Consider the following 19,607-nt stretch of genomic DNA (forward strand, 5'->3'; position numbering starts at 1 on the left):
TGCATCGCAAACTTGACGCTAAACTAAAGCAGCACTCTGCCCCATCAACCAAAACGCCACGTCATGAGCCAAGCGACATTGCGCATCCTTTCGCCCGACGAGGCTGGTTTGTCCGAGGCCGCTGGAATCTTGCAGCAGGGTGGTCTGGTTTCTTTCCCCACCGAGACGGTCTATGGCCTGGGCGCGGATGCACGAAATGATCGGGCGGTGGCGGGCATTTTTGCGGCCAAGGGGCGACCCAGTTTCAATCCGCTGATCGTGCATGTGGCCGGCCTCGAAACAGCGGCCAAATACGTCCATTTCAACGACACAGCAGAGCGTTTGGCAGCAGCCTTTTGGCCTGGCGCGCTGACCCTGGTATTACCCTTGCGCGCAGATACGGGCATCTCAAAGGTGGTGACGGCGGGGTTGGACAGCCTCGCAGTGCGCGTGCCTGATCATGCAGTGGCACAAGGCCTTCTGCGGCGTTTTGCCGGACCGGTTGCCGCACCTTCGGCCAATCCATCGGGTCGGGTCAGCCCGACCAGTGCAGCCCATGTGATAGCCGGGCTTGGCAATAAAATTGACGCGGTTGTTGATGGTGGCGATTGTCCGGTTGGGTTGGAATCCACCATCGTGTCCTGCATCGGCGCACCGGCCCTCTTGCGCGCAGGTGGGATACCGGCAGAACGTATCGAGGATTGTCTTGGCGCGCTGTTGCGGCTTCCTGACGACCCGCAGACGCCGACGGCACCCGGCCAGCTCGCCTCGCATTATGCGCCTGCTGGCAGCGTCCGTTTGAACGCAAATGCAGCGCGCGAGGATGAGGTTTTACTGGGTTTCGGACCGGTGGAGGCCGACCTCAATCTCTCGCCCTCGGGTGACCTGACGGAGGCGGCGGCGCGACTTTTTGCCTGCCTGCACGCGCTTGATGAGGTGGGTGCCACTGCCATCGCGGTGTCACCGATTCCCGATCACGGTCTGGGTCGTGCGATCAATGACCGCCTAAGACGCGCCGCAGCACCGCGCGACTAGCCACTGGTCCGGCGGGATGTTAACGCTAGGTCATCCAGCACAAGTCAACCGACAACCGAAAGCCAGCAGGGCGGGGATCATCATGCGATGTCGTAAGCTCATATTTGCCGCCGTTCTGGCAATCACCTTACCGGCATTTCTGGCCGCTCAAGGCCGCCCAGCAGGTGTGCAAACCGATCTGGTTGAAATGGCCGAGATGACCGAAACCGTAACGGTCTTTGGTCAGATTGTTGCGGTCCGCGAAAGTGACGTGGCCACACGGGTTGCGGGCATCGTGAACGAGGTGCCTGTGCAGATAGGCTCCGGTGTGGCTGCGGGTGACGTGCTTGCGCGCATGGACACGTCCCGGCTTGAGATTGAGTTGCGCAGTGCCGAGGCCGAATTGGCCATCGCCACCGCCGGGCTCGAAGTGGCGCAAGCGCAAGCGGATCGCGCGCAGACCGCCTTTGCGCGGGCCGAGGAACTGGTCGCCAATGCCTCAATCTCCACCGCACAATTCGATGACCGGGCGAGTGATTTGGCTGCGGCCCTTGGCGGGCTTTCCGAGGCGCAGGCGCGGATCCGCGCTGCTGACAACGCCATCGAACTGGCGCGCTACAATTTCGACAATGCAATTGTCCGGGCGCCCTTTGACGGCATCGTGCTGGACGTAGCGACGCAAGTGGGCCAGTTCGCTTCATCAGGCAGTCAGGTCGCGACGTTGCTCGACACCGGATCGATGGAGGTGGAGGCGAATGTGCCGGCCCGCTTCATTGCCGCGTTGGAACCTGGCCGCGATGTAATGGGGGAAAACGATGCAGGCACTGCGCTGACCATGACCTTGCGCGCGGTGCTGCCCACCGAGTTTTCCGAGACTCGCACCCGCCCCGTGCGCTTCTCCCTCACCCAAGTGGATCCATCCTTTGCCATCGGCCAGCCTGTCACACTGGATGTGCCCATCGGGGCCGCCCGCGAAGTTATTGTGGTGCCGAAAGATGCCTTGGTGCAGGCGCGTGGAGGCTGGACTGCGTTCGTAAACGAGGAAGGCAAGGCGGCCCCGCGCACAGTCACGATCGGCGCGGCGATTGGTGATACGTTCGAAGTCGTCTCGGGCCTTGTGCCCGGCGATGAGGTGGTCGTGCGCGGCAATGAGCGGTTGCGCCCCGGGCAGGATATCATGCCGATGAACGGCCCGCCCCCCGCCGCCGCGCAGGCTGGTGCCACCCCGGCAGAGGAGGGGTAGGGCATGAACCCGATCCGCCTTTCGATTGAGCGCCCCATAGCGGTGATGGCCGTTGTGGTGATGGCGGTTCTGTTTGGCGTTCTTGCGCTCACGCGGATCCCTGTTCAACTCGCACCGGATGTCCGCAAACCAATTGTCGTGGTTGAAACATCCTGGCCCGGTGCCGCGCCCGCCGAGGTCGAACGCGAGATCGTCAACCCGCAAGAGGATGCGTTCCGTGGCCTTGAAGGGCTGGAGCGGATGACCAGCCGGTCCAGAACGGGTCAGGCTGAGGTCACGCTAGAATTCGCGGTGGGATCGGATATGGGTGACGTGCTTTTGCTGGTATCCAACCGGCTAGACCGCGTGGGCGGTTATCCCGACGAGGCGGGTGAACCGACGCTGAATACGGCAGGTGCCGATGACAGCCCAATTGCGTGGGTCATCGTCAGCGCGGGCGAGGGCAATCTGACCCCGATGCCAAATTACGGCGACTTTCTCGAAGATGAGGTCAAAGAGCGGCTGGAGCGGATCGATGGCATCTCCACGGTCAACGTCTTTGGCGGCGTGTCGCGCGAGTTGCAGATTGTCATCAACCCCGAGGAACTCGCCCGCTACAACATGACCATTCCGGCGGTTGTCCAAAGCTTGCGGTCAGAAAATGTCAGCGTGTCCGCCGGCGAGGTCGACGAGGGCAAGCGCCGTTATGTGGTCCGGGCCGAGGGGCGGCTCGACACAATCCAGTCCATCGAAGATGTCGTTCTGCGCAGTGAAGGGCAAGGAGCGGCAGGCATTCTTGGCCGCGTACGTGTCTCGGACGTCGCCGATGTGGGCTTTGCCTACAAGGAAAACACAGCCCAATTGCGCTTTCGCGGTGAGCCTGCGTTGGCTTTCAACCTGATCCGCGAACAAGGCGCGAACGTCATCTCAACCATGGAAGAGGTCAAAGCGGTCCTGGCAGAGCTTGAGGCCGGGCCGATCACCCGCGAAAACCTTGTGCTGGAACAGGTTTACGATGAGACGATCTATATCGAAGGGGCCATCGATCTGGTCGTGCAGAACATCTGGATCGGTGGCCTTCTTGCCGCGCTCGTCCTCCTGATCTTCCTACGCTCGCCGCGTGCGACGCTGGTGATCAGTTTGGCGATCCCGGTGTCTATCGTGGCGACCTTTGTGGCGATGGCGGCGACGGGCAGGACGCTGAATGTGATCTCGCTGGCGGGCATCGCCTTTGCCATCGGGATGATCGTCGATGCCGCGATTGTTGTGTTGGAAAACATCTATCGCCTCCGCGAACGCGGCATGAACCGGCGCGAGGCGGCCTATCATGGCGCAAGGCAGGTCTGGGGGGCGATCCTTGTCTCGGCCCTGACAACGGTGATGGTCTTCATCCCGATCCTTGTGATGGAGTTGGAGGCGGGGCAGCTTTTCCGGGATATCGCCGTTGCGATTTCGGTCTCGGTGCTCTTGTCGCTTCTCGTGGCGGTCACCGTGATCCCGGCGCTGTCCAGCCGCATTCTGGCAGGTGGTGAGGCCAAGACTTTGCGCCTGCCGATCATTGATCACTTCGCCCGCGCGTTCAGCTGGCTGGTTATGAAATATGTGCAGATGACCGTGCGGTTCCGTGCGCTAGGCTTGCTTTTCGTTTCGGCCATCGCCACCAGTGCCGCCGTAGCAGCGTTCACCTTCCTGCCCAAGCTGGAATACCTGCCAGAGGGCAACCGCAATCTGGTCTTCGGCCTGATCATCCCGCCGCCGGGCTACAATCTTGAGACAACCGAGACAATCGCCCAGCGGATCGAAACCGTCGCCCAGCCCATGTGGGAGGCGGCACCCGCCACCGAGACCGCAGAAGGTGCACCGGCACTCGAAAGCTTTTTCTTCGTGGCCACGCCAGGCAACAGCTTTGTCGGTGCAGCCGCGGTCGATGGGGACCGCGTGGCCGAGGTGATCCCGATCCTGTCGCGCCCGATCTTCTCCGAGCCGGGCACGTTTGGCTTCATGACACAGCCATCGCTGTTCGGGCGCGGCGTGGGTGGCGGCCGGACGATTGAGCTGAACATCACCGGCAATGAACTTGAGGAGATACTGGGCGTTGCAGGGCAGGCCGCAGGTAATGTCGCGCGTCTTTTGCCGCGATCTGAAGGGCATCAGTTCAGACCCATCCCGGGACTTGAGCTTGGCGCGCCAGAGGTGCGGCTGATCCCCGACCGGTTGCGGCTGGCGGATGCAGGCCTGACCACCCAAGCCCTCGCCGCAACAATTGACGCCTATAATGACGGGATCCGCGTGGCCGAGATCAGCGTGGGCAACCGGCGGATCGACCTGACGCTGAAAGGCGACGAGACGGTGCAATCGGCTTTGCGGACGCAGGATATCGGGTCATTTCCGGTTGTGACACCGTCAGGGCAGATCATCCCCGCCTCGGAACTTGCCGAAGTGCGGGTCACTGCGGGTCCGACAGAAATCCGTCATTTGGAGCGGCTCAGAACCGTGACGCTGGAAGTGCGCCCATCCGACGCTCTGCCATTGGAAGCGGCGGTGGAGTTGCTTGAAACGGAGGTGATCGCGCCATTGGAGGAACAGGGCCTGCCGCTGGGTGTGCGCCTGTCGGTCTCAGGCACTGCTGATCAGTTGTCGCAAACCTGGAATGCGATCCAGATCAACCTGATAGTGGCGATGCTGATCGTATTCCTTGTCATGGCGATCCTGTTCGAAAGCTTTGTTTTGCCGCTGGTCGTCATGATCTCCGTCCCCGTTGCTGCGGCCGGCGGCGTCGGCGGTCTGGCGGTGCTGAATATGATCGGCACGCAGCCTTTGGACATGCTGACGCTGCTCGGCTTCGTGATCCTTGTGGGGATCGTCGTGAACAACGCGATCCTGATCGTGCACCAATCGCTCTATCACCTGCGCGACGAGGGCATGGGCCCTGTGGATGCCATCGAAGAAGCGACACGCAACCGGATCAGGCCGATTTTCATGTCTACGCTCACCTCGGTTTTTGGGATGCTGCCGCTGGTCATTTTCCCCGGTGCGGGGTCCGAGCTTTATCGCGGTCTCGGCGCCGTGGTCGTGGGTGGCTTGTCGATGTCTGCATTCCTGACCCTGCTGACGGTGCCGCCGCTTTTGCGACTGGTGCTGACGCGTAAGCCAAGCACCACGCGCGACTTGGACGCCCTGCCAGCAGAGTAAGCCGGACGCGCAACCCAATCAGCGGTCTTCGAAAAAACATGCACCTCCAGCGTAGGTCTGCGCCATCTCCCGCGTATGCGTGAGAGAAGATCAGGTTGGACCGCCCCTTTTCGCGTGTCGGGCCTGCTTGGATGTGATGCAGCCCTGAAGGGAGATGGGAGATGCGGTTTATCATAACGATGGCCTTGGTATGCTGGGCAAGCCTTGCGTGGGCAGAGCCGCCGCGCAATCCAAACCTCGCGAGTGACTGGGCGATGGGGCATGGGTCATCAGCTCAAGCCGCCTTTAGTGCCCGTCCGGGGCCCACAGGCCAAGGCAGTGCGACGCTTGTCCCATATGGGGTGGGTGTCAAAGGGACATCGCCGTGGCTGGTCGAGACTGGGCGTGGTGCGCTTTACGGGGCTAGCCTGACGCACCTTTTTCGATATCGCACCACGCCGGATTTAGTGTTTGAGACTGGGTTTCAGCTGACGCGGGTTGGGTCGATCAGTTGGAACATTGTGGCCCTTGCGGGGCGGGGCGGCCCGGGTCTGATCATCGTTCCGCAACCGCTCGGATTGCGCCCTGCCGTACATCGCGGCAGCGCCTGTGCCGGGCAGGACCCAGCGCTGCTGGTATTCGAAGATCGGGATGGTCCGTTACGCTGCCTCCGCCAGATCCGGTTTGATGCGCCAACAATCAGGCGGCTCTGCGGTGCGCGCGGCGAAATGGGCTATACCGCGTCCAACGTCGTGCCGCTTTGGGATGGCAGCATCGCCGTTCCCGCGATTTTCCGGATCGGTGGAGCACGCGTCACTTATCTTGTCACGGCAAATCCGCGTTCAGGCAATCTGATCGCCTGCGTGCAAGTCGGTGCGGGTCGGCCCACCAACAACATCCCCGTCGAAAGCCTCGGCGGCGGTCGGAGCGCGCTTTACGTGGCCACCGATCAGGCGCTAGTGCGGATTGATCAGACGGGGTCCACCATGACCCGTCGGTGGTCTGTTCCGATTGATCTTGCAGAGAGGACTGGAACCACCCCCACATTAGTTGGCTTTGGCAGAGACCGCTTCGTCGTGCTGGTCGAAGGGATTTGCGCTGTAACTGGCGTCTTTTCCGGTCGTATCGCGTGCAGCAACCGTGATGCATCGCGCCTGATCTGGGTGCGGCGTGACGGCGCGCGGCCAGAGGTCGGGGAGGTCAGGTTGCCTGGATTTATCCGGACCGTAGAAAACTCCCCGGCCACTGATGGCAGACAAGTTGTGATTGCCGATTACGGCGGTTATCGCGCCAACCGGCGCGCAGGAGGCGTCGTTTCACTGGCCTGGGATGGGCGCGGCTTTGCACCGGTTTGGCAAGCGCCTGATGTGCAGATGAATGGGGTCCTGACGATTTCAGGGGGTTCCGGTCTGGTGTATTCCAGTGGTCTCGATACGTCCCGGCGGATCGTGGCGCGAGGGCTGATCATGCATGGCAATAATGCAGGTCGATTGGGATATGTTGCCCCGGTCGGCGCGCCCCGGCGGTTTCTGGATCGCGGGGTGAACACGGTAATCCTTTCAGGCCAGCGCGGGGTTTACAGTGTCGATGAAGGGCTGGTGCTTTTGCGTTGAACGCAGCGCGTCAAAGGTCAGGTAATGTCTGAAAATGCGGTAGCCGATTTCCGGCCGCGTTTGTCAGTCGTCGTCAAAAAACGGGGTCATCTGTGCGACGATGACGCTGTTTTCGTCGAGCGCCCGTTGCATCAGCGCCTTCTCTTCGTCCGAGATGTCATGACCTTCGGACAGCCGTTCCTCTAACGTGCCATAGCCGGACACATCCAACGGGGCGAGGTCGGCCTGCTTCAGGATCGCAACGGTTTCACGCACCGCCTCGGCCTCGTCAATGCCGCTGGCATAGCACATCAACGCGCCGCCCGTTGCCTCGTTGGGCAAGCCGTCGCCCTTGTTGCGTCCGACCTCGACCAGCAAGGTGAAGACTTTCTGTTTGGACGTTTTCGTGGTCATGAAGGTGGCCTGAAGCTGGGATCGCACCTGCATGCGGTGAACAACGCCTTGTGTCAATGTCTTCGACTACAGAGTTGAAATCGCCTCGAAATGACGCTTCTGCTGAACTGAAACGTAATCACCACGCCAAACATGTTGTTAGCTAAACAACTGCAGGTTCATTCTTGGGGCTTCGCGCCAAATCTGGTATTTTCGACCCGGGGGAATAGAAAATGCCAATTCTTGAGAATGGTGATTTTTCGGATGGCCTGAACGGCTGGACCGTTGTTGGCGCGGGACCCACCGCACCAACCTTTGACGCGGCAAATGGATGGGTCGTTTTTGGTGCCGGCAACAATGATGTGCAAGACGGCGACCGATTGCAACAGCAAGTAAGTCTCGAACAGGGCACGGAATACACGCTCAGCTTCACAATGCAGGAAGTCGGGGATGGATTCGGCGGCTTCGGCCTGAACATCGATCTTATCGAACTTAACCCTGACGGAAGCCAGGGTAACCAGACCTCTCTTGGTTTCGAGTTTGTTTTCAATGCGCAAACAAACAATGTCAGCATCACATTTGTGTCGCCATATGATGATGCGATCCTCCAGATTCGGGGCGGTTTCGGTTTTGGTGCGGTGAGTTCGACGCTGGTGCTCGATGATTTTGTGCTCACCTGTTTTGGACGCGGCACGATGATCATGACGCCGACGGGTGCCGTGACGGTGGAGCGATTGCAGGCCGGTGATCTTGTCAATACGCTGGATGACGGACCATGCCCTTTGCGTTGGGTCGGCTCGCGCGTGGTGGAGCCGGCTGAGATCAATCAACGGCCCGAATGGACGCCAGTTGTGGTGACAGCCGGCGCGCTGGGCAGAGGACGACCCAACGCCGATCTCATCCTTTCGCCCTGTCATCGCGTCTTGATTAGTGATGCGAAGGCCGATCTTCTTTTCGGTGTGGGTGAGGCGTTGGTGCCCGCGAAGTTCCTGGTCGGGCAGCTTGATGGTGTTCGAAACGCTTCTGTCGACGGCAGCGTCTGTTATTATCATCTTCTGTTCGATGCCCATCAAATCGTGACGTCCAACGGATTATGCACTGAAAGCTTCCATCCGGCGCAGCGGACGATTTCAAAATTTGACCGTGCGGCGCGGCGCGAAGTTTTGTCGCTCTTTCCGGATCTTTCAAAGCTGCCAACCGCACGGCGGGTGCTCAAGCGCTATGAGGCGGACGTTCTTTTGTCGGCCACATGATCCCGAAATGCGTCATGAAGGATCAGGCGTTTTCGTCCCAACGTGATCTGATGGCCCAGATCGTCGAAATAACCACGACGATCTGAAACGGGACGTAAACAGCAACCATCAGAAACACGATGCGCCAGAACAGGCTCAAGCCCATGGCAAGCGTAAGCGACACGATGGGCAGGAACAGTACGCCCAGGATCAGTGCGATGACACAGGTGTCAAAGGCGACTGGCGCCCAGGCTGCCCGGATTGACGGGCGCATGCCAGCCGCAATCCGCTTGCGCGCAAGAATGCGGCTGAGGATCATCCTAGTCGCGCAATAGCTCGTTGATACCGGTTTTTGAACGGGTCTTTTCATCGACGCGTTTGACGATCACCGCGCAGTAAAGGTTGATGTTGTTTTTGGACGGCATGGAGCCTGCGACGACAACCGAATAGGGCGGCACTTCGCCATACATCACCTCGCCTGTTTCGCGGTCCACGATCTTGGTGGATTGGCCGATGAAGACACCCATGCCTAGGACCGAGCCTTCGCGGACAATACAGCCTTCAACAACTTCAGAGCGTGCACCGATAAAGCAGTTGTCTTCAATGATCGTTGGCCCCGCCTGCATCGGTTCCAGCACACCGCCGATGCCCACACCGCCAGAGAGATGCACGTTTTTGCCGATCTGCGCACAGGACCCAACGGTGGCCCAGGTATCGACCATCGTGCCTTCGTCCACATAGGCCCCTAGGTTCACAAAGGATGGCATCAGCACGACGCCAGGAGCGATGAAGGCGGACTTGCGGACGACGCAATTCGGCACCGCGCGAAAGCCCGCGGCCCGCCACTGATTGTCACCCCAGCCCTTGAACTTGCTGTCGACCTTGTCCCACCAGCCGCCGGATTGCGGGCCGCCATCTTGTTGTTCCATATCCTTGATGCGGAAGCCCAGCAGAACGGCCTTTTTTGCCCATTGGTTGACGTGCCACGACCCGTCATCCTGTTTTTCGGCGACGCGGAGACCACCGCTGTCGAGCGCGTTCAAAGTGTCCTCGATTGCCTCGCGTGTCTCACCTGTTGTGGCCGGAGTGATCGTGTCACGCGCCTCCCACGCGGCTTCGATGGCGGTCTCAAGGGCAGCGTTCGACATGGAATCCTCCGGTCACATTCATTCGGATTGGCTATAAAGGCCGTGCCCTTCCTTCGCAATCGCGAACCATGCCCATTGCATCTATGCCCGCATCACGAAATGTTAGCGGTAAACCATGACAGGACACGATTGATGAAAGACGACCGCAAGCATCCCTTCCGCGACAGCCACCAGGATCGCGAGGCGGCCACGCATGCCGTCGACACGCCGCAAACGCGGGCGCCATCCTATCGGCTCGCCTTTGCGGACGAGGATTTCATGTGCCGCGAGGAATTGCGGCCAGTGCGGTTGCAGCTTGAACTCCTTAAGCCTGAACTTCTGATGAATGAGGCGGGGATCAACTCGACCATCGTGCTCTTTGGCGGCGCGCGGATTCCGGAGCCTGCGCAGAAGGACAAGGCGCGGACGCAGACGCTCGCCGACCTCACAAAATACTACGACGAGGCGCGCAAATTCGCGCAGATCATGACGGCGAAGTCTCTGGCCAAAGGCGGCAAGGACGATGTGATCGTCACAGGCGGCGGGCCGGGCGTGATGGAGGCGGGCAATCGCGGGGCGCAGGATGCAGGGGGCAAGTCCATCGGGCTCAACATCGTGCTGCCGCATGAACAATCGCCCAACCCCTACGTGACGCCGGAACTCTGTTTCAACTTCCACTATTTCGGCATCCGCAAGATGCATTTCCTGATGCGCGCCTCTGCAATCTGTGTCTTTCCCGGTGGGTTCGGAACCCTGGACGAACTATTCGAATCCCTTACGCTGATCCAGACGGGTCGGATGGCGCAGGTGCCTTTCCTGCTGTTCGGTCGGGAGTTCTGGGACAAGATCATCAACTGGGACGCGCTGGCAGAGGCGGGCACGATCTCTCAAGATGATCTGAAGCTTTTCCGATTTGTCGAAACAGCGGAAGAGGCTGTGGCGGCGCTGGACGATTGGGAAGGCAAAGGCGTCAAACGCGGTGCTATTCCGGGCCGGTAACCGCCGCCGCTATCGGTCTTCTGGCACCTGCAGGGATTGCAATGGTGGCTCGTCTGGATTGCGGATCGCCTGAATGGCAGCCTCTGCCAGAAACTTGCCAGCCGCATCCACGTTCTCCGAGATGGTCAGAATATCGTTCCTGAAAAGTTTCAGAAACGGAATCGCCTCTTTCGCAAAGACGTCAATCTGTTGTCCGACCTGGGCACCGTGTTGCTCAATCGCGGCAACAGCAGCCATGGCGGAAGAGGATGAGGCCGTCACAACCGCATCAATGTCCGGCCGCTTTCTCAGAGCATCCTGCATGAAAGTCACAACCTCGGCGCTTGGCGTGTCGCTAGTGATCCCATCGGCGATCACAATCGCGACGTCATGTAGGGCGCTGCTTTGCCCTATGCCGGACACCATGTGCTGGGCATAGCTTTGCGTCGGAGGGGGTGCGATGACGAGTATTGTTTTGCGCCCACGTGCGGCGAGTTGCCTGACTGCGATCTCGCCGAAGGCGCTGTTGTCGAAGTCGTAATAGGGATGCTGATCCGCCCAATCTGTGCGCCCGTAAGTGGCAAAGGGGAAACCGCGTTTCATCAGATAGGCCACGCGCGGGTCTTTTGGCTGGATCTGGTTCATAATGATCGCGTCTGCCGAGACCGTCTCCACGATGTAGCGCACCGGCTCCATCGGGTCCTGATCGGGAAAGAAGGGCGTGACGATCATATGGAAGGGCGTGTGCCGTAACCCTCCCGCGACCGACGCAATCAGACGGGCCGTATGGCTCATCAAATCGTGCTCGGTCGACATCATGAGGCTGATGACATTCGTCCGGCCGGTCCGCAGCCTGACACCCGCGCGATTAGGCACATAGCCGATGTCATTGGCGATCTTGCGGACCAGCTTCTTCGTCTCAGAGCCGATGTCGGGCGCGTCGTTGAGCGCGCGCGACACGGTCGGCACCGCAAGACCGCTCAGGCGCGCAATCGTCTTCAACGTCGGTTTCTCATCAGCCACAATGCGGTTTGCCGCGGCATCGTATTCGATCTCGTTTTGCGGCATGTGTTTCCTTCTCGCGGCACGGAATCTGCAGGATAAGTACAATGCTTGTTGCCCTATGGGGCAACGCTAGTCGAGGAGCTAGCCATCAGCGATGCGTCATTTGTCGATGTGATAGTGCGAGTTACGTGTTGCGAGGTCAATCTAAATCGTTATAGGTCTTACTATAACGATTTAGAGATTGGGCTAAAATCCGTGCAATTGAGAGCAGAACATCCGCTGCGACAGCATTGGCGCACAAATAGCGGTGCGCAGCGTATCGAAGTCCTCTTAGCTTAGTCCACGTTCATGCAGCCCCAACTCTTAGGCGCCAACGATGCCCAAAGGACCCTTTTCATGCAGATCTCCTATCAGCTTTATTGTTCACGCAATTTCCCGCCCTTGACTCGCACATTGCGGATGTTGGGTGAGGTCGGCTTTTCCGAGGTTGAAGGCTATGCCGCGCTTCTTTCAGATGTTGACGGCCTGAAGGCTGCGCTGGATGCGAGTCAGCTGGAGATGACCAGCTGTCATATGGACCTCGACATGATCGAGAGCGATCCGGTCGCAGCGTTGCAGATTGCGAAAAAGCTGGCGGTCAAAAAGGTGTTTGCACCTTTCCTCGATCCAGAAGATCGGCCAAATGATACAGCGGGATGGCAGGCCTTTGGCAGACGCTTGGCCGAGGCGGGCAAGCCGCTAGTGGATGCGGGGCTGATCTTTGGCTGGCACAACCATGCCTTTGAGTTTGATGTGACAGGCAGCGGGGATATCCCGCTTGATCTGATTGCCGCTGCGTCGGATGACTTGATGCTGGAGCTTGATCTGGGTTGGGTTCGCGTGGCGGGCCACGATCCGGTCGCCTGGATCAACAAATATGCGGGTCGGATCGCGGCGGTGCATGTCAAGGACATCGCTGCTGACGGCGAATGCGCCGACGAAGATGGCTGGGCCGATGTGGGACACGGCATCATGGATTGGTCTGCCATCCATGCAGCGCTGCAAGGCGCCGGCGTCGATCACTACGTAATCGAACACGACAACCCAAATGATGACAATCGCTTTGCGACGCGCAGTCTTGCATCGATCAAAGCATTCGAAGGACAGCATTCATGACACAACTACGCGTCGGCATTATCGGCTGCGGCAATATCTCAACGACATATCTGTCCTTGGCGCCGCTGTTCAAATCGCTTCGCATGGTTGCGGTTGCTGACCTCAACATGGACGCCGCACATGTCCGCGCCGCGCAATATGGTGTGCGGGCCGAGACGGTTGCAGATCTGCTTGCCGCAAAAGACATTGACATAATCGTCAATCTGACAATCCCAGTCGCGCATTTTGAGGTGACAAGGCAGATCCTGCAAGCGGGCAAACATGCGTATTCTGAGAAGCCGCTGGTTCTTGATTTGTCTGAGGCCGAAGAGCTTCGCGCCCTCGCCGCCGCACAGAACCTTCGCGTGGGTGTTGCACCGGACACATTTCTGGGCGCCGCCCATCAGCAGGCCCGAGCGGCGATTGATAAAGGCCAGATTGGCAACGTGATTGGGGGCACTTGCCACGTGATGGACCGCGGGATGGAAAGCTGGCACCCGAACCCTGACTTCTTTTACCAACCCGGCGCTGGCCCGATCCTTGATATTGGTCCCTACTATGTCACCAACCTCATTCAACTTTTGGGCCCGGTAAAGTCCGTCGCGTCATTGGCGACGGCGGCTTTCAAAGAACGGCTCATCGGATCTGGTGATCGTGCGGGAGAGAAGGTGCCGGTCGCAACGCCGACAAACATCAATGCACTGTTGGAATTCGCCAATGGCGCCACGATCACCCTTGGCGCAAGCTGGGATGTCCGGGCGCATCGGCATGGGCATATTGAACTTTATGGCGAGGACGCATCGCTGTTCCTGCCTGATCCCAACTTCTTTGGCGGGACCGTCGAAATCAGCACAGACGATGGGAGTATCAAGCCTTTGCCCGCTTGGGATCATCCGTTTGGGGTCAATAACCAGGACAACCGGGCCAATTATCGTTGCGCAGGTCTTGCAGATATGGCGACCGCTCTCACAGAGGGCCGCCCACATCGGTGCAGCATCGATTTGGCCGTGCATGCCGTCGATGTCATGACGAGCATCTTGAGGGCGGGAGAAGAGCGGCGCTTTGTGGATCTGACCACGACATGCGAGCGTCCAGCGCCCCTGTCGCCAGACGAAGCGCGCGCCTTGCTGGCCTAGGTATTGCTGTTTGATACGGTGCGGGTGCCCCGGAGATAGTTTGCGAATGACGCACACTATCTTGGAACAGCTCTCGCCAAGATCTGATTAAAGCCCAGCCTCTTGCGCGATCTGTGCCCGGCTTTTGCGCGCCCGTTCGGTTGCAGATTTCAACTGCCCGCACGCGGCCATGATGTCTTCCCCGCGCGGCGTCCGAATGGGAGAGGCATAGCCCGCCTTGTAGATGATATCCGCAAAGGCCCGGATGCGATTGTTTGATGACCGCTTGTACGGCGCGCCAGGCCATTCATTGAACGGGATCAGATTGATCTTGGCGGGAATACCATCAATCAGCTTGATCAGACGGAGCGCATCCTCATCCGTGTCATTCACCCCATCCAGCATCACATATTCAAACGTGATCCGCTCTGAATTCGAGACTTTGGGATAACTGCGCAAGGCATCAAGCAATTCTGCAATATTCCAGCGCTTGTTGATCGGCACCAGCTTGTCGCGAGTCTCATCCGTCGTTGCATGAAATGACACGGCGAGTTGGCAGCCGATCTCTTCTGCCGTCCGCGCAATCTCCGGCACAACACCTGAGGTCGACAGCGTGATCCGACGACGTGACAACTGGATCCCATGCGGGTCCATCGCGATCCGCATCGCGTCGCGCACATTCTCAAAATTGTAAAGCGGCTCGCCCATACCCATGAGCACGATATTGGACAACAGCCGCGTTTCATCCTTGGGTTCGCCCGGTACCGGCCATTCATCCAGATCATCGCGCGCGATCATGACCTGGCCGATGATCTCTCCTGCGGTCAGATTGCGCACCAGTTTCTGCGTGCCTGTATGGCAGAACGAACAGGTCAGTGTGCAGCCCACCTGAGATGAAATGCACAAAGTTCCCCGGTCCGTCTCGGGGATGTAAACGACCTCAACCTCATGCCCGCCTGCAATGCGTACGAGATATTTACGGGTGCCATCGTCCGAGACTTGACGCGTCACCACCTCAGGGACTTCAATGACAAAGTTCTCGGCCAGCATCGCACGATAGTCTTTGGCGAGGTTGGTCATCGCCGCGAAGTCGCGCACGCCCCAGTGGTAGATCCATTGCCAGATCTGGCCTACCCGCATCTTGGCCTGTTTTTCAGGTGTCCCAACAGCAATCAGCGCTTCGCGCATGGCGTCGCGCGTCATGCCCACAAGGTTGGGCAGCCCGTCCGGCAGTTTGCGCGGAAAGGTCATGACGTCCTGTGTGATCGGGGCGCTGGCAGGCATCGGGCGACTCATTTTTCTGGATCAGGCTTGGCATATAAGAGGAAGGGCCGATTTTCGCAAGAAAACCGGCCCGTCATCATTCCTTTGCGTCGCACGTGCCTAGCTTGTGCACCGTCTTTCAGCCTCTTCAACCGCTGCGGTAAAGCCCAGCAGGCTGAACGTGTCTTCGGTCTGCGTGCCGCGACCGGACCGTCCGGTGATCACCGCATCTGCACCTCGCTTCATTGCCGCAACAAATTTCACGTCATCCTCTGGCGTTGCAGGCCATGCGGTTTCGCCCTCTGTGAACATCTGGAAGGTCGTATCTCCGACCCTCATCGATACGGTCGAACCGCTGGCGAATGGATAGCCACCGGTGAACATGACCTGGCCCGCCACATCCTCGGATGGCCGGTAGAAAACGATCAAACGGATATCGCCACGGCGCACTGTCACGACACTGCCGTCACGCGTATTCACCGTTTCCTTTGGGGCTGATACGGCCCAGCATTCAGTGGGGTCGCTTTCGACAAATACGCTCCAGTCAGTGTTGGCGGCGATACGGTTGTCGCTTTCTTCCTGTGCGAATGCGGACCCGGCCACACAAAACGCCAAAATCGCACAAAGGGTCCGGGAAGTCTTCAAAATCATCTTACAGCCTCCAAGCTGTCCTTGCCTCTGGATGCCTCGTTACAGCCCTGATGCATCTGACGACACCTTTTCGACTGGCGAGACGTGGTTCAACTCGATAGCGTGAAGCGTAGCAAAAAATTGCTGGCCGGGCAAAGCCCCGAAATACACATATCACGCGGGCGGGAAGGCCCGGCTGGGCAAGGCAAAAAGCATGACAAATCCTGTCGATCTGGTTGAAATCTGGCGTGGCGATCTGCGCGAATGCGTGCATCAGGGGCATGCGGTTGTCTGCGATGAAAGCGGCCAGATAGTCGAGGCCTGGGGCGACCCAGAGGCGCTGATCTATCCGCGCTCGTCCTGCAAGATGATTCAGGCGCTGCCGCTTTTGGAAAGCGGGGCGGGGGCGCACCTGACGGATGAGCAGTTGGCACTGGCCTGTGCCTCGCATCAGGGGGCGGCGATCCACACGGACAGGGTCCGGGCATGGTTGCGCGATCTTGATCTGACGGATGATGCCTTGCGTTGTGGCCCGCAAGTGCCCAGCGACAAGGATGCGCGAAATGCCCTGATCCGAGCAGGCGATGAACCATGCCAGTTTCACAATAATTGTTCGGGCAAGCACGCGGGTTTTTTGACCCTGTCAAAGCACATGGGGGCCGGTGCAGAATACCATGAGATTGACCATCCCGTGCAGCAGGCTTGTAAAGCGGCCTTTGAGGATGTGACGGGCGAAAGTAGCCCGATGTTCGGCATCGACGGCTGCTCTGCCCCGAACCACGCCTGCACCCTGCATGGTCTCGCACGCGCCATGGCGTTTTTTGCGAGCGCCGGTGATCGGAACGACACCCGCAGTCAGGCGGCCACCCGGCTGATCCAGGCGATGGTCGGGCACCCTGATCTTGTTGCCGGAGAGACGCGGGCTTGCACGGAGTTGATGCGCGCGATGGATGGTCGTGTTGCGATCAAGACCGGGGCAGAGGGCGTGTTTATCGCCATTGTTCCTGAAAAGCGCATGGGCGTCGCGGTGAAAATCTCGGATGGCGCAACGCGGGCGAGCGAATGTGCTATCGCGGCAATCCTTGTGAAACTGGGTGTCTTGGATGCCGATCATCCAGCCGCAAAGGCGCGCCTGACCCCATCTATTCAAAACCGGCGCGGCATTACGACGGGCCAAATTCGGCCCGTCGCAGCACTGGCCTGATGAAGGCAAACAAGCAACTGTTTCTCAGTGTGAGCGATGCAGTCGTCGACCTTTGCAAGCCAGAAGGTTTTGTCGAGCATCCTGTTTATTCCGCTGGCTGGGAGGCGGCGAACCAGGCCTACCAGGAGAGTCTGATCTGCACCGATCTGGCGCAGCATATTGATCAGCTGGAAATGTCTTTCTTTCCGAAAGATCGTGCGTTCGGTTTCGCGATCACACGCTCGGAGAATGTGTTCGGGATCAATGATTTGGCAGACCTCCCCGCTGTTGCGGGGGATTGTACGGATATGTGGCTGCATCAACCGTTCACCGAATATCAACTATGTGGCGGGACGCGGTGGGACCTTTTGGTAGGGCGTCAGCCATTCAGGCTGCGGCGGCACGACCTTCAGGATATGGACAAGGCTGCTGGGAAGATCGTCCGGGCCTTTGCCAAAGATGCAAGCTACCTGTTTGGTGCCTTGCGCGGGGATTATCGGGGAAGGCGAGTTCTGGTCCGCGCATATGACATGCGGGGCTAACCCGAAGCCCTGCGACCCGTTGGCAGTGGCCCTTGTCGCGCCACGCCGCGGTTTTAGCTCCGCCATATGGCTCGTCACGATCATTCTCATTTCCGCCGCCTTTACCGTTTGATGGTGGGCAATTTTAACCCACCACCCGGGAAGAGCAGGATCGCCGTCGCCCTTATCTACGGTGCGGTCTGTCACGTGATCTTTACCGCCGCCGTCTTGGCGATGATTGCCGCGATGTATTTCGGGATGAGCGAAAGCTTCGGTCGAGTGCCGCAACCTTGGGCGTGGTTGGCCAATATCGCGTTGATCGCGCAATTCCCCCTGGCCCATTCCTTTCTGTTATCGAAGAGGGGTCGAACGATCCTGGCGCGGTTGGCACCCGCGGGCTATGGACCAACCCTGGCGACTACGACATATGCAATCATCGCCTCGACACAGCTTTTGGTGCTGTTCACACTCTGGACTCCAAGCGGGATCATTTGGTGGCAGGCAGAGGGTTCGGCCCTTGTCGTCTGGTCGACGCTTTATGCGCTGGCATGGCTCATCCTGATCAAGGCCAGCTATGATGCCGGAGCAGAGGTGCAGTCTGGTGCGCTGGGCTGGATGTCACTGCTGCAAAAGATCAAACCGGTCTTCCCAGACATGCCGACCATGGGCCTTTTCAGGCTGATCCGGCAGCCAATCTATGTGGCCTTCGCGCTCACACTCTGGACGGTGCCTGTTTGGACACCGGATCAGCTTTTGCTGGCTGTCAGCTATACGGCTTATTGCCTGCTCGCACCGCAGTTGAAGGAACGGCGTTTTGCCATGCTTTATGGTGAACGCTTCGCTGCGTATCAGGCGCGAGTGCCGTATGTTGTGCCGCGTTTGCGGTTCGGGCCGCTGCTGGCGAAACGACGGTTAGCCCGCCGTCGCTGATTGCGCGGCCATGTGATCGCGCAGAACTGATGCCTCAAATCCCCGTAAAGCAGGGGCGGCCATATCGCCGAAATCGCGGATCGCTTCGGTCAATGATGGGAACAGTGACAAAAGCTCTTTGCGGTGTGCAGCGTCAATTGCGGAAACAGCGTTCTCAGACAGAAAGAAGCTCTCGCACATTGCACCATTGGCATAGATGATCTGGTGCGCATCGCACATGATATGCACGTAATGCACGCGCCCGCCCGAGCGCCATGTTACGCCGGGCAAGCCGACAAAGTGCTTTGCGGCAACCAAGACCTCGGCTGAGCCGAACAGGAGCTCTGCACGCGCATCCTGGAGAAACACGCGGTGCTCGGGCGAAAGGGTCAGTTGCGTGCCGTTTCCGATCACGCCGGGTTCAAAGGTCACCGGTGCATAATCGCCCGTCGCCGCAACATGTGCACTGCCGACCCAACGGACAGGCTGAAATCCCGCGTCTCGCGTCCGGATCAAGTCACCGGGAGAGATATCCTCTGCAGCTACCGGGCCTGATCGCGTCTCAATCAGTGTTGCGGCCTCAAAACAGGGGATGAAATCGGTATAGGGTGAGGTGCCGTCATTGTCGCCGCCGACCTTGATGTAGGACACGCCGTCAACAAGTTCCTGACTGGACGAAAAGCCCCACACATCCTGTGTGACACCGCCCTGAGAAAAGACGGTCAGTTCGATGGTGGGGCCGGTTGGATTGCCCATCGCATCAAGCGCGCGGATCAGAATTGTCGATTCCGCTTCAACATTCTGGCCGTTGGCCACGATCCCGCCACCATCGGTGACCACGTGATCCGTCGGCTCATCATCATTGAAGAACAGGTTGTTATCTTCGGGGATATTGTCTGCAAAAGCGCCAGCATCGTCGATGGTCACGGTTGTGCCACCGCCGGAGGAATAGACAAAAACCGTTCCGTCCGGTGTGTCGGAATTGTTGATGATCCCGTTTCCGACGAGCCCTGCACTGCTGCTTGAGGTGACAACAAGGTTGTCACTGTCAATTGCGAAAAAGGTGCGCAGAACCATGGAAAGAACCGTCTGTTGATCGTGTTTGCCGGCGCAAACTAGTAGCACTTTTCTTGCGAATA

At 59.1% G+C, this 19,607-nt stretch carries 18 protein-coding genes; 11 read left to right on the forward strand and 7 right to left on the reverse strand.

The annotated features are described in order from the left end of the window. The first annotated feature begins 63 nt into the window (after positions 1-63). From SLH47_RS10630 to SLH47_RS10645, 4 genes are all read left to right on the forward strand, one after another. Positions 64-1,014: an L-threonylcarbamoyladenylate synthase gene (locus SLH47_RS10630; RefSeq protein WP_320239469.1), complete on the forward strand. Its 951-nt coding sequence runs from the start codon at positions 64-66 to the stop codon at positions 1,012-1,014. A gap of 82 nt (positions 1,015-1,096) precedes the next feature. Next, positions 1,097-2,236: an efflux RND transporter periplasmic adaptor subunit gene (locus SLH47_RS10635; protein WP_320239470.1), complete on the forward strand. Its 1,140-nt coding sequence runs from the start codon at positions 1,097-1,099 to the stop codon at positions 2,234-2,236. A 3-nt stretch (positions 2,237-2,239) separates the two neighbouring features. Beyond that, entirely contained in the window at positions 2,240-5,407 is a 3,168-nt protein-coding gene (locus SLH47_RS10640) for an efflux RND transporter permease subunit (RefSeq protein ID WP_320239471.1), read from the forward strand. A 161-nt stretch (positions 5,408-5,568) separates the two neighbouring features. After that, positions 5,569-6,999: a hypothetical protein gene (locus SLH47_RS10645; protein WP_320239472.1), complete on the forward strand. Its 1,431-nt coding sequence runs from the start codon at positions 5,569-5,571 to the stop codon at positions 6,997-6,999. Between the two features lie 63 nt (positions 7,000-7,062). Here SLH47_RS10645 and SLH47_RS10650 read toward each other — a convergent pair whose 3' ends face one another. Then, positions 7,063-7,392, reverse strand: coding sequence for a hypothetical protein (locus tag SLH47_RS10650; protein ID WP_320239473.1), 330 nt, complete (start codon positions 7,390-7,392; stop codon positions 7,063-7,065). 212 nt (positions 7,393-7,604) lie between these two features. Between SLH47_RS10650 and SLH47_RS10655 the strand changes: the two genes are divergently transcribed. Then, positions 7,605-8,624, forward strand: coding sequence for a Hint domain-containing protein (locus SLH47_RS10655; RefSeq protein WP_320239474.1), 1,020 nt, complete (start codon positions 7,605-7,607; stop codon positions 8,622-8,624). A 22-nt stretch (positions 8,625-8,646) separates the two neighbouring features. Here SLH47_RS10655 and SLH47_RS10660 read toward each other — a convergent pair whose 3' ends face one another. Then, entirely contained in the window at positions 8,647-8,922 is a 276-nt protein-coding gene (locus tag SLH47_RS10660; RefSeq protein WP_320239475.1) for a hypothetical protein, read from the reverse strand. Position 8,923: 1 nt separating this feature from the next. Then, positions 8,924-9,751 carry a 2,3,4,5-tetrahydropyridine-2,6-dicarboxylate N-succinyltransferase gene (gene dapD / locus SLH47_RS10665; protein ID WP_320239476.1) on the reverse strand — a complete coding sequence of 276 codons (828 nt, stop codon included), beginning with the start codon at positions 9,749-9,751 and terminating at the stop codon, positions 8,924-8,926. A gap of 132 nt (positions 9,752-9,883) precedes the next feature. On the opposite strand from dapD, the gene SLH47_RS10670 reads away from it, so the two are divergent. After that, the gene (locus SLH47_RS10670; protein WP_320239477.1) at positions 9,884-10,729 is read left to right on the forward strand and encodes a TIGR00730 family Rossman fold protein; all 846 of its coding nucleotides are present in this window, start codon (positions 9,884-9,886) and stop codon (positions 10,727-10,729) included. 9 nt (positions 10,730-10,738) lie between these two features. Here SLH47_RS10670 and SLH47_RS10675 read toward each other — a convergent pair whose 3' ends face one another. Next, on the reverse strand, positions 10,739-11,776 hold the full coding sequence (locus SLH47_RS10675; protein WP_320239478.1) for a LacI family transcriptional regulator: 1,038 nt from the start codon (positions 11,774-11,776) through the stop codon (positions 10,739-10,741). Positions 11,777-12,109: 333 nt separating this feature from the next. Here SLH47_RS10675 and SLH47_RS10680 point away from each other — a divergent pair, with 333 nt between their 5' ends. Together SLH47_RS10680 and SLH47_RS10685 are read left to right on the forward strand one after the other, a co-directional pair. After that, positions 12,110-12,868 carry a sugar phosphate isomerase/epimerase gene (locus SLH47_RS10680; RefSeq protein ID WP_320239479.1) on the forward strand — a complete coding sequence of 253 codons (759 nt, stop codon included), beginning with the start codon at positions 12,110-12,112 and terminating at the stop codon, positions 12,866-12,868. After that, on the forward strand, positions 12,865-13,983 hold the full coding sequence (locus SLH47_RS10685; protein WP_320239480.1) for a Gfo/Idh/MocA family oxidoreductase: 1,119 nt from the start codon (positions 12,865-12,867) through the stop codon (positions 13,981-13,983). Before SLH47_RS10680 ends, SLH47_RS10685 begins: the two co-directional genes overlap by 4 nt. Positions 13,984-14,070: 87 nt before the next feature. On the opposite strand, the gene rlmN is transcribed toward SLH47_RS10685, so the two are convergent. After that, positions 14,071-15,246 (reverse strand): 23S rRNA (adenine(2503)-C(2))-methyltransferase RlmN, encoded by a 1,176-nt coding sequence (gene rlmN / locus SLH47_RS10690; RefSeq protein ID WP_320239481.1) that lies wholly within the window; start codon positions 15,244-15,246, stop codon positions 14,071-14,073. 99 nt (positions 15,247-15,345) lie between these two features. Further along, the gene (locus SLH47_RS10695) at positions 15,346-15,876 is read right to left on the reverse strand and encodes an invasion associated locus B family protein (RefSeq protein WP_320239482.1); all 531 of its coding nucleotides are present in this window, start codon (positions 15,874-15,876) and stop codon (positions 15,346-15,348) included. A gap of 193 nt (positions 15,877-16,069) precedes the next feature. Here SLH47_RS10695 and SLH47_RS10700 point away from each other — a divergent pair, with 193 nt between their 5' ends. The 3 genes from SLH47_RS10700 (at position 16,070) to SLH47_RS10710 (ending at position 18,489) form a co-directional block, all read left to right on the forward strand. Next, a complete protein-coding gene (locus SLH47_RS10700) occupies positions 16,070-17,059 on the forward strand; it encodes an asparaginase (protein ID WP_320239483.1) in 990 nt (329 codons plus the stop codon). Between the two features lie 29 nt (positions 17,060-17,088). Beyond that, complete coding sequence (locus SLH47_RS10705) at positions 17,089-17,580, forward strand: hypothetical protein (protein ID WP_320239484.1); 492 nt, start codon at positions 17,089-17,091, stop codon at positions 17,578-17,580. A gap of 66 nt (positions 17,581-17,646) precedes the next feature. Beyond that, a complete protein-coding gene (locus SLH47_RS10710) occupies positions 17,647-18,489 on the forward strand; it encodes an isoprenylcysteine carboxylmethyltransferase family protein (protein ID WP_320239485.1) in 843 nt (280 codons plus the stop codon). Here SLH47_RS10710 and SLH47_RS10715 read toward each other — a convergent pair. After that, complete coding sequence (locus tag SLH47_RS10715) at positions 18,472-19,545, reverse strand: Hint domain-containing protein (protein WP_320239486.1); 1,074 nt, start codon at positions 19,543-19,545, stop codon at positions 18,472-18,474. The genes SLH47_RS10710 and SLH47_RS10715 overlap by 18 nt on opposite strands. Between the last annotated feature and the right edge of the window lie 62 nt (positions 19,546-19,607).

The sequence above is a fragment of the Cognatiyoonia sp. IB215182 genome, assembly GCF_033963905.1.
GTDB lineage: Bacteria > Pseudomonadota > Alphaproteobacteria > Rhodobacterales > Rhodobacteraceae > Yoonia.

Excerpts from the sequence above, each read along its gene's own strand:
- SLH47_RS10630 (WP_320239469.1), top strand. The coding sequence starts at position 64 with ATGAGCCAAGCGACATTGCGCATCCTTTCGCCCGACGAGGCTGGTTTG.
- SLH47_RS10635 (WP_320239470.1), top strand. The coding sequence starts at position 1,097 with ATGCGATGTCGTAAGCTCATATTTGCCGCCGTTCTGGCAATCACCTTA.
- SLH47_RS10640 (WP_320239471.1), top strand. The coding sequence starts at position 2,240 with ATGAACCCGATCCGCCTTTCGATTGAGCGCCCCATAGCGGTGATGGCC.
- SLH47_RS10645 (WP_320239472.1), top strand. The coding sequence starts at position 5,569 with ATGCGGTTTATCATAACGATGGCCTTGGTATGCTGGGCAAGCCTTGCG.
- SLH47_RS10650 (WP_320239473.1), bottom strand. The coding sequence starts at position 7,392 with ATGACCACGAAAACGTCCAAACAGAAAGTCTTCACCTTGCTGGTCGAG.
- SLH47_RS10655 (WP_320239474.1), top strand. The coding sequence starts at position 7,605 with ATGCCAATTCTTGAGAATGGTGATTTTTCGGATGGCCTGAACGGCTGG.
- SLH47_RS10660 (WP_320239475.1), bottom strand. The coding sequence starts at position 8,922 with ATGATCCTCAGCCGCATTCTTGCGCGCAAGCGGATTGCGGCTGGCATG.
- dapD (WP_320239476.1), bottom strand. The coding sequence starts at position 9,751 with ATGTCGAACGCTGCCCTTGAGACCGCCATCGAAGCCGCGTGGGAGGCG.
- SLH47_RS10670 (WP_320239477.1), top strand. The coding sequence starts at position 9,884 with ATGAAAGACGACCGCAAGCATCCCTTCCGCGACAGCCACCAGGATCGC.
- SLH47_RS10675 (WP_320239478.1), bottom strand. The coding sequence starts at position 11,776 with ATGCCGCAAAACGAGATCGAATACGATGCCGCGGCAAACCGCATTGTG.
- SLH47_RS10680 (WP_320239479.1), top strand. The coding sequence starts at position 12,110 with ATGCAGATCTCCTATCAGCTTTATTGTTCACGCAATTTCCCGCCCTTG.
- SLH47_RS10685 (WP_320239480.1), top strand. The coding sequence starts at position 12,865 with ATGACACAACTACGCGTCGGCATTATCGGCTGCGGCAATATCTCAACG.
- rlmN (WP_320239481.1), bottom strand. The coding sequence starts at position 15,246 with ATGCCTGCCAGCGCCCCGATCACACAGGACGTCATGACCTTTCCGCGC.
- SLH47_RS10695 (WP_320239482.1), bottom strand. The coding sequence starts at position 15,876 with ATGATTTTGAAGACTTCCCGGACCCTTTGTGCGATTTTGGCGTTTTGT.
- SLH47_RS10700 (WP_320239483.1), top strand. The coding sequence starts at position 16,070 with ATGACAAATCCTGTCGATCTGGTTGAAATCTGGCGTGGCGATCTGCGC.
- SLH47_RS10710 (WP_320239485.1), top strand. The coding sequence starts at position 17,647 with ATGGCTCGTCACGATCATTCTCATTTCCGCCGCCTTTACCGTTTGATG.
- SLH47_RS10715 (WP_320239486.1), bottom strand. The coding sequence starts at position 19,545 with ATGGTTCTGCGCACCTTTTTCGCAATTGACAGTGACAACCTTGTTGTC.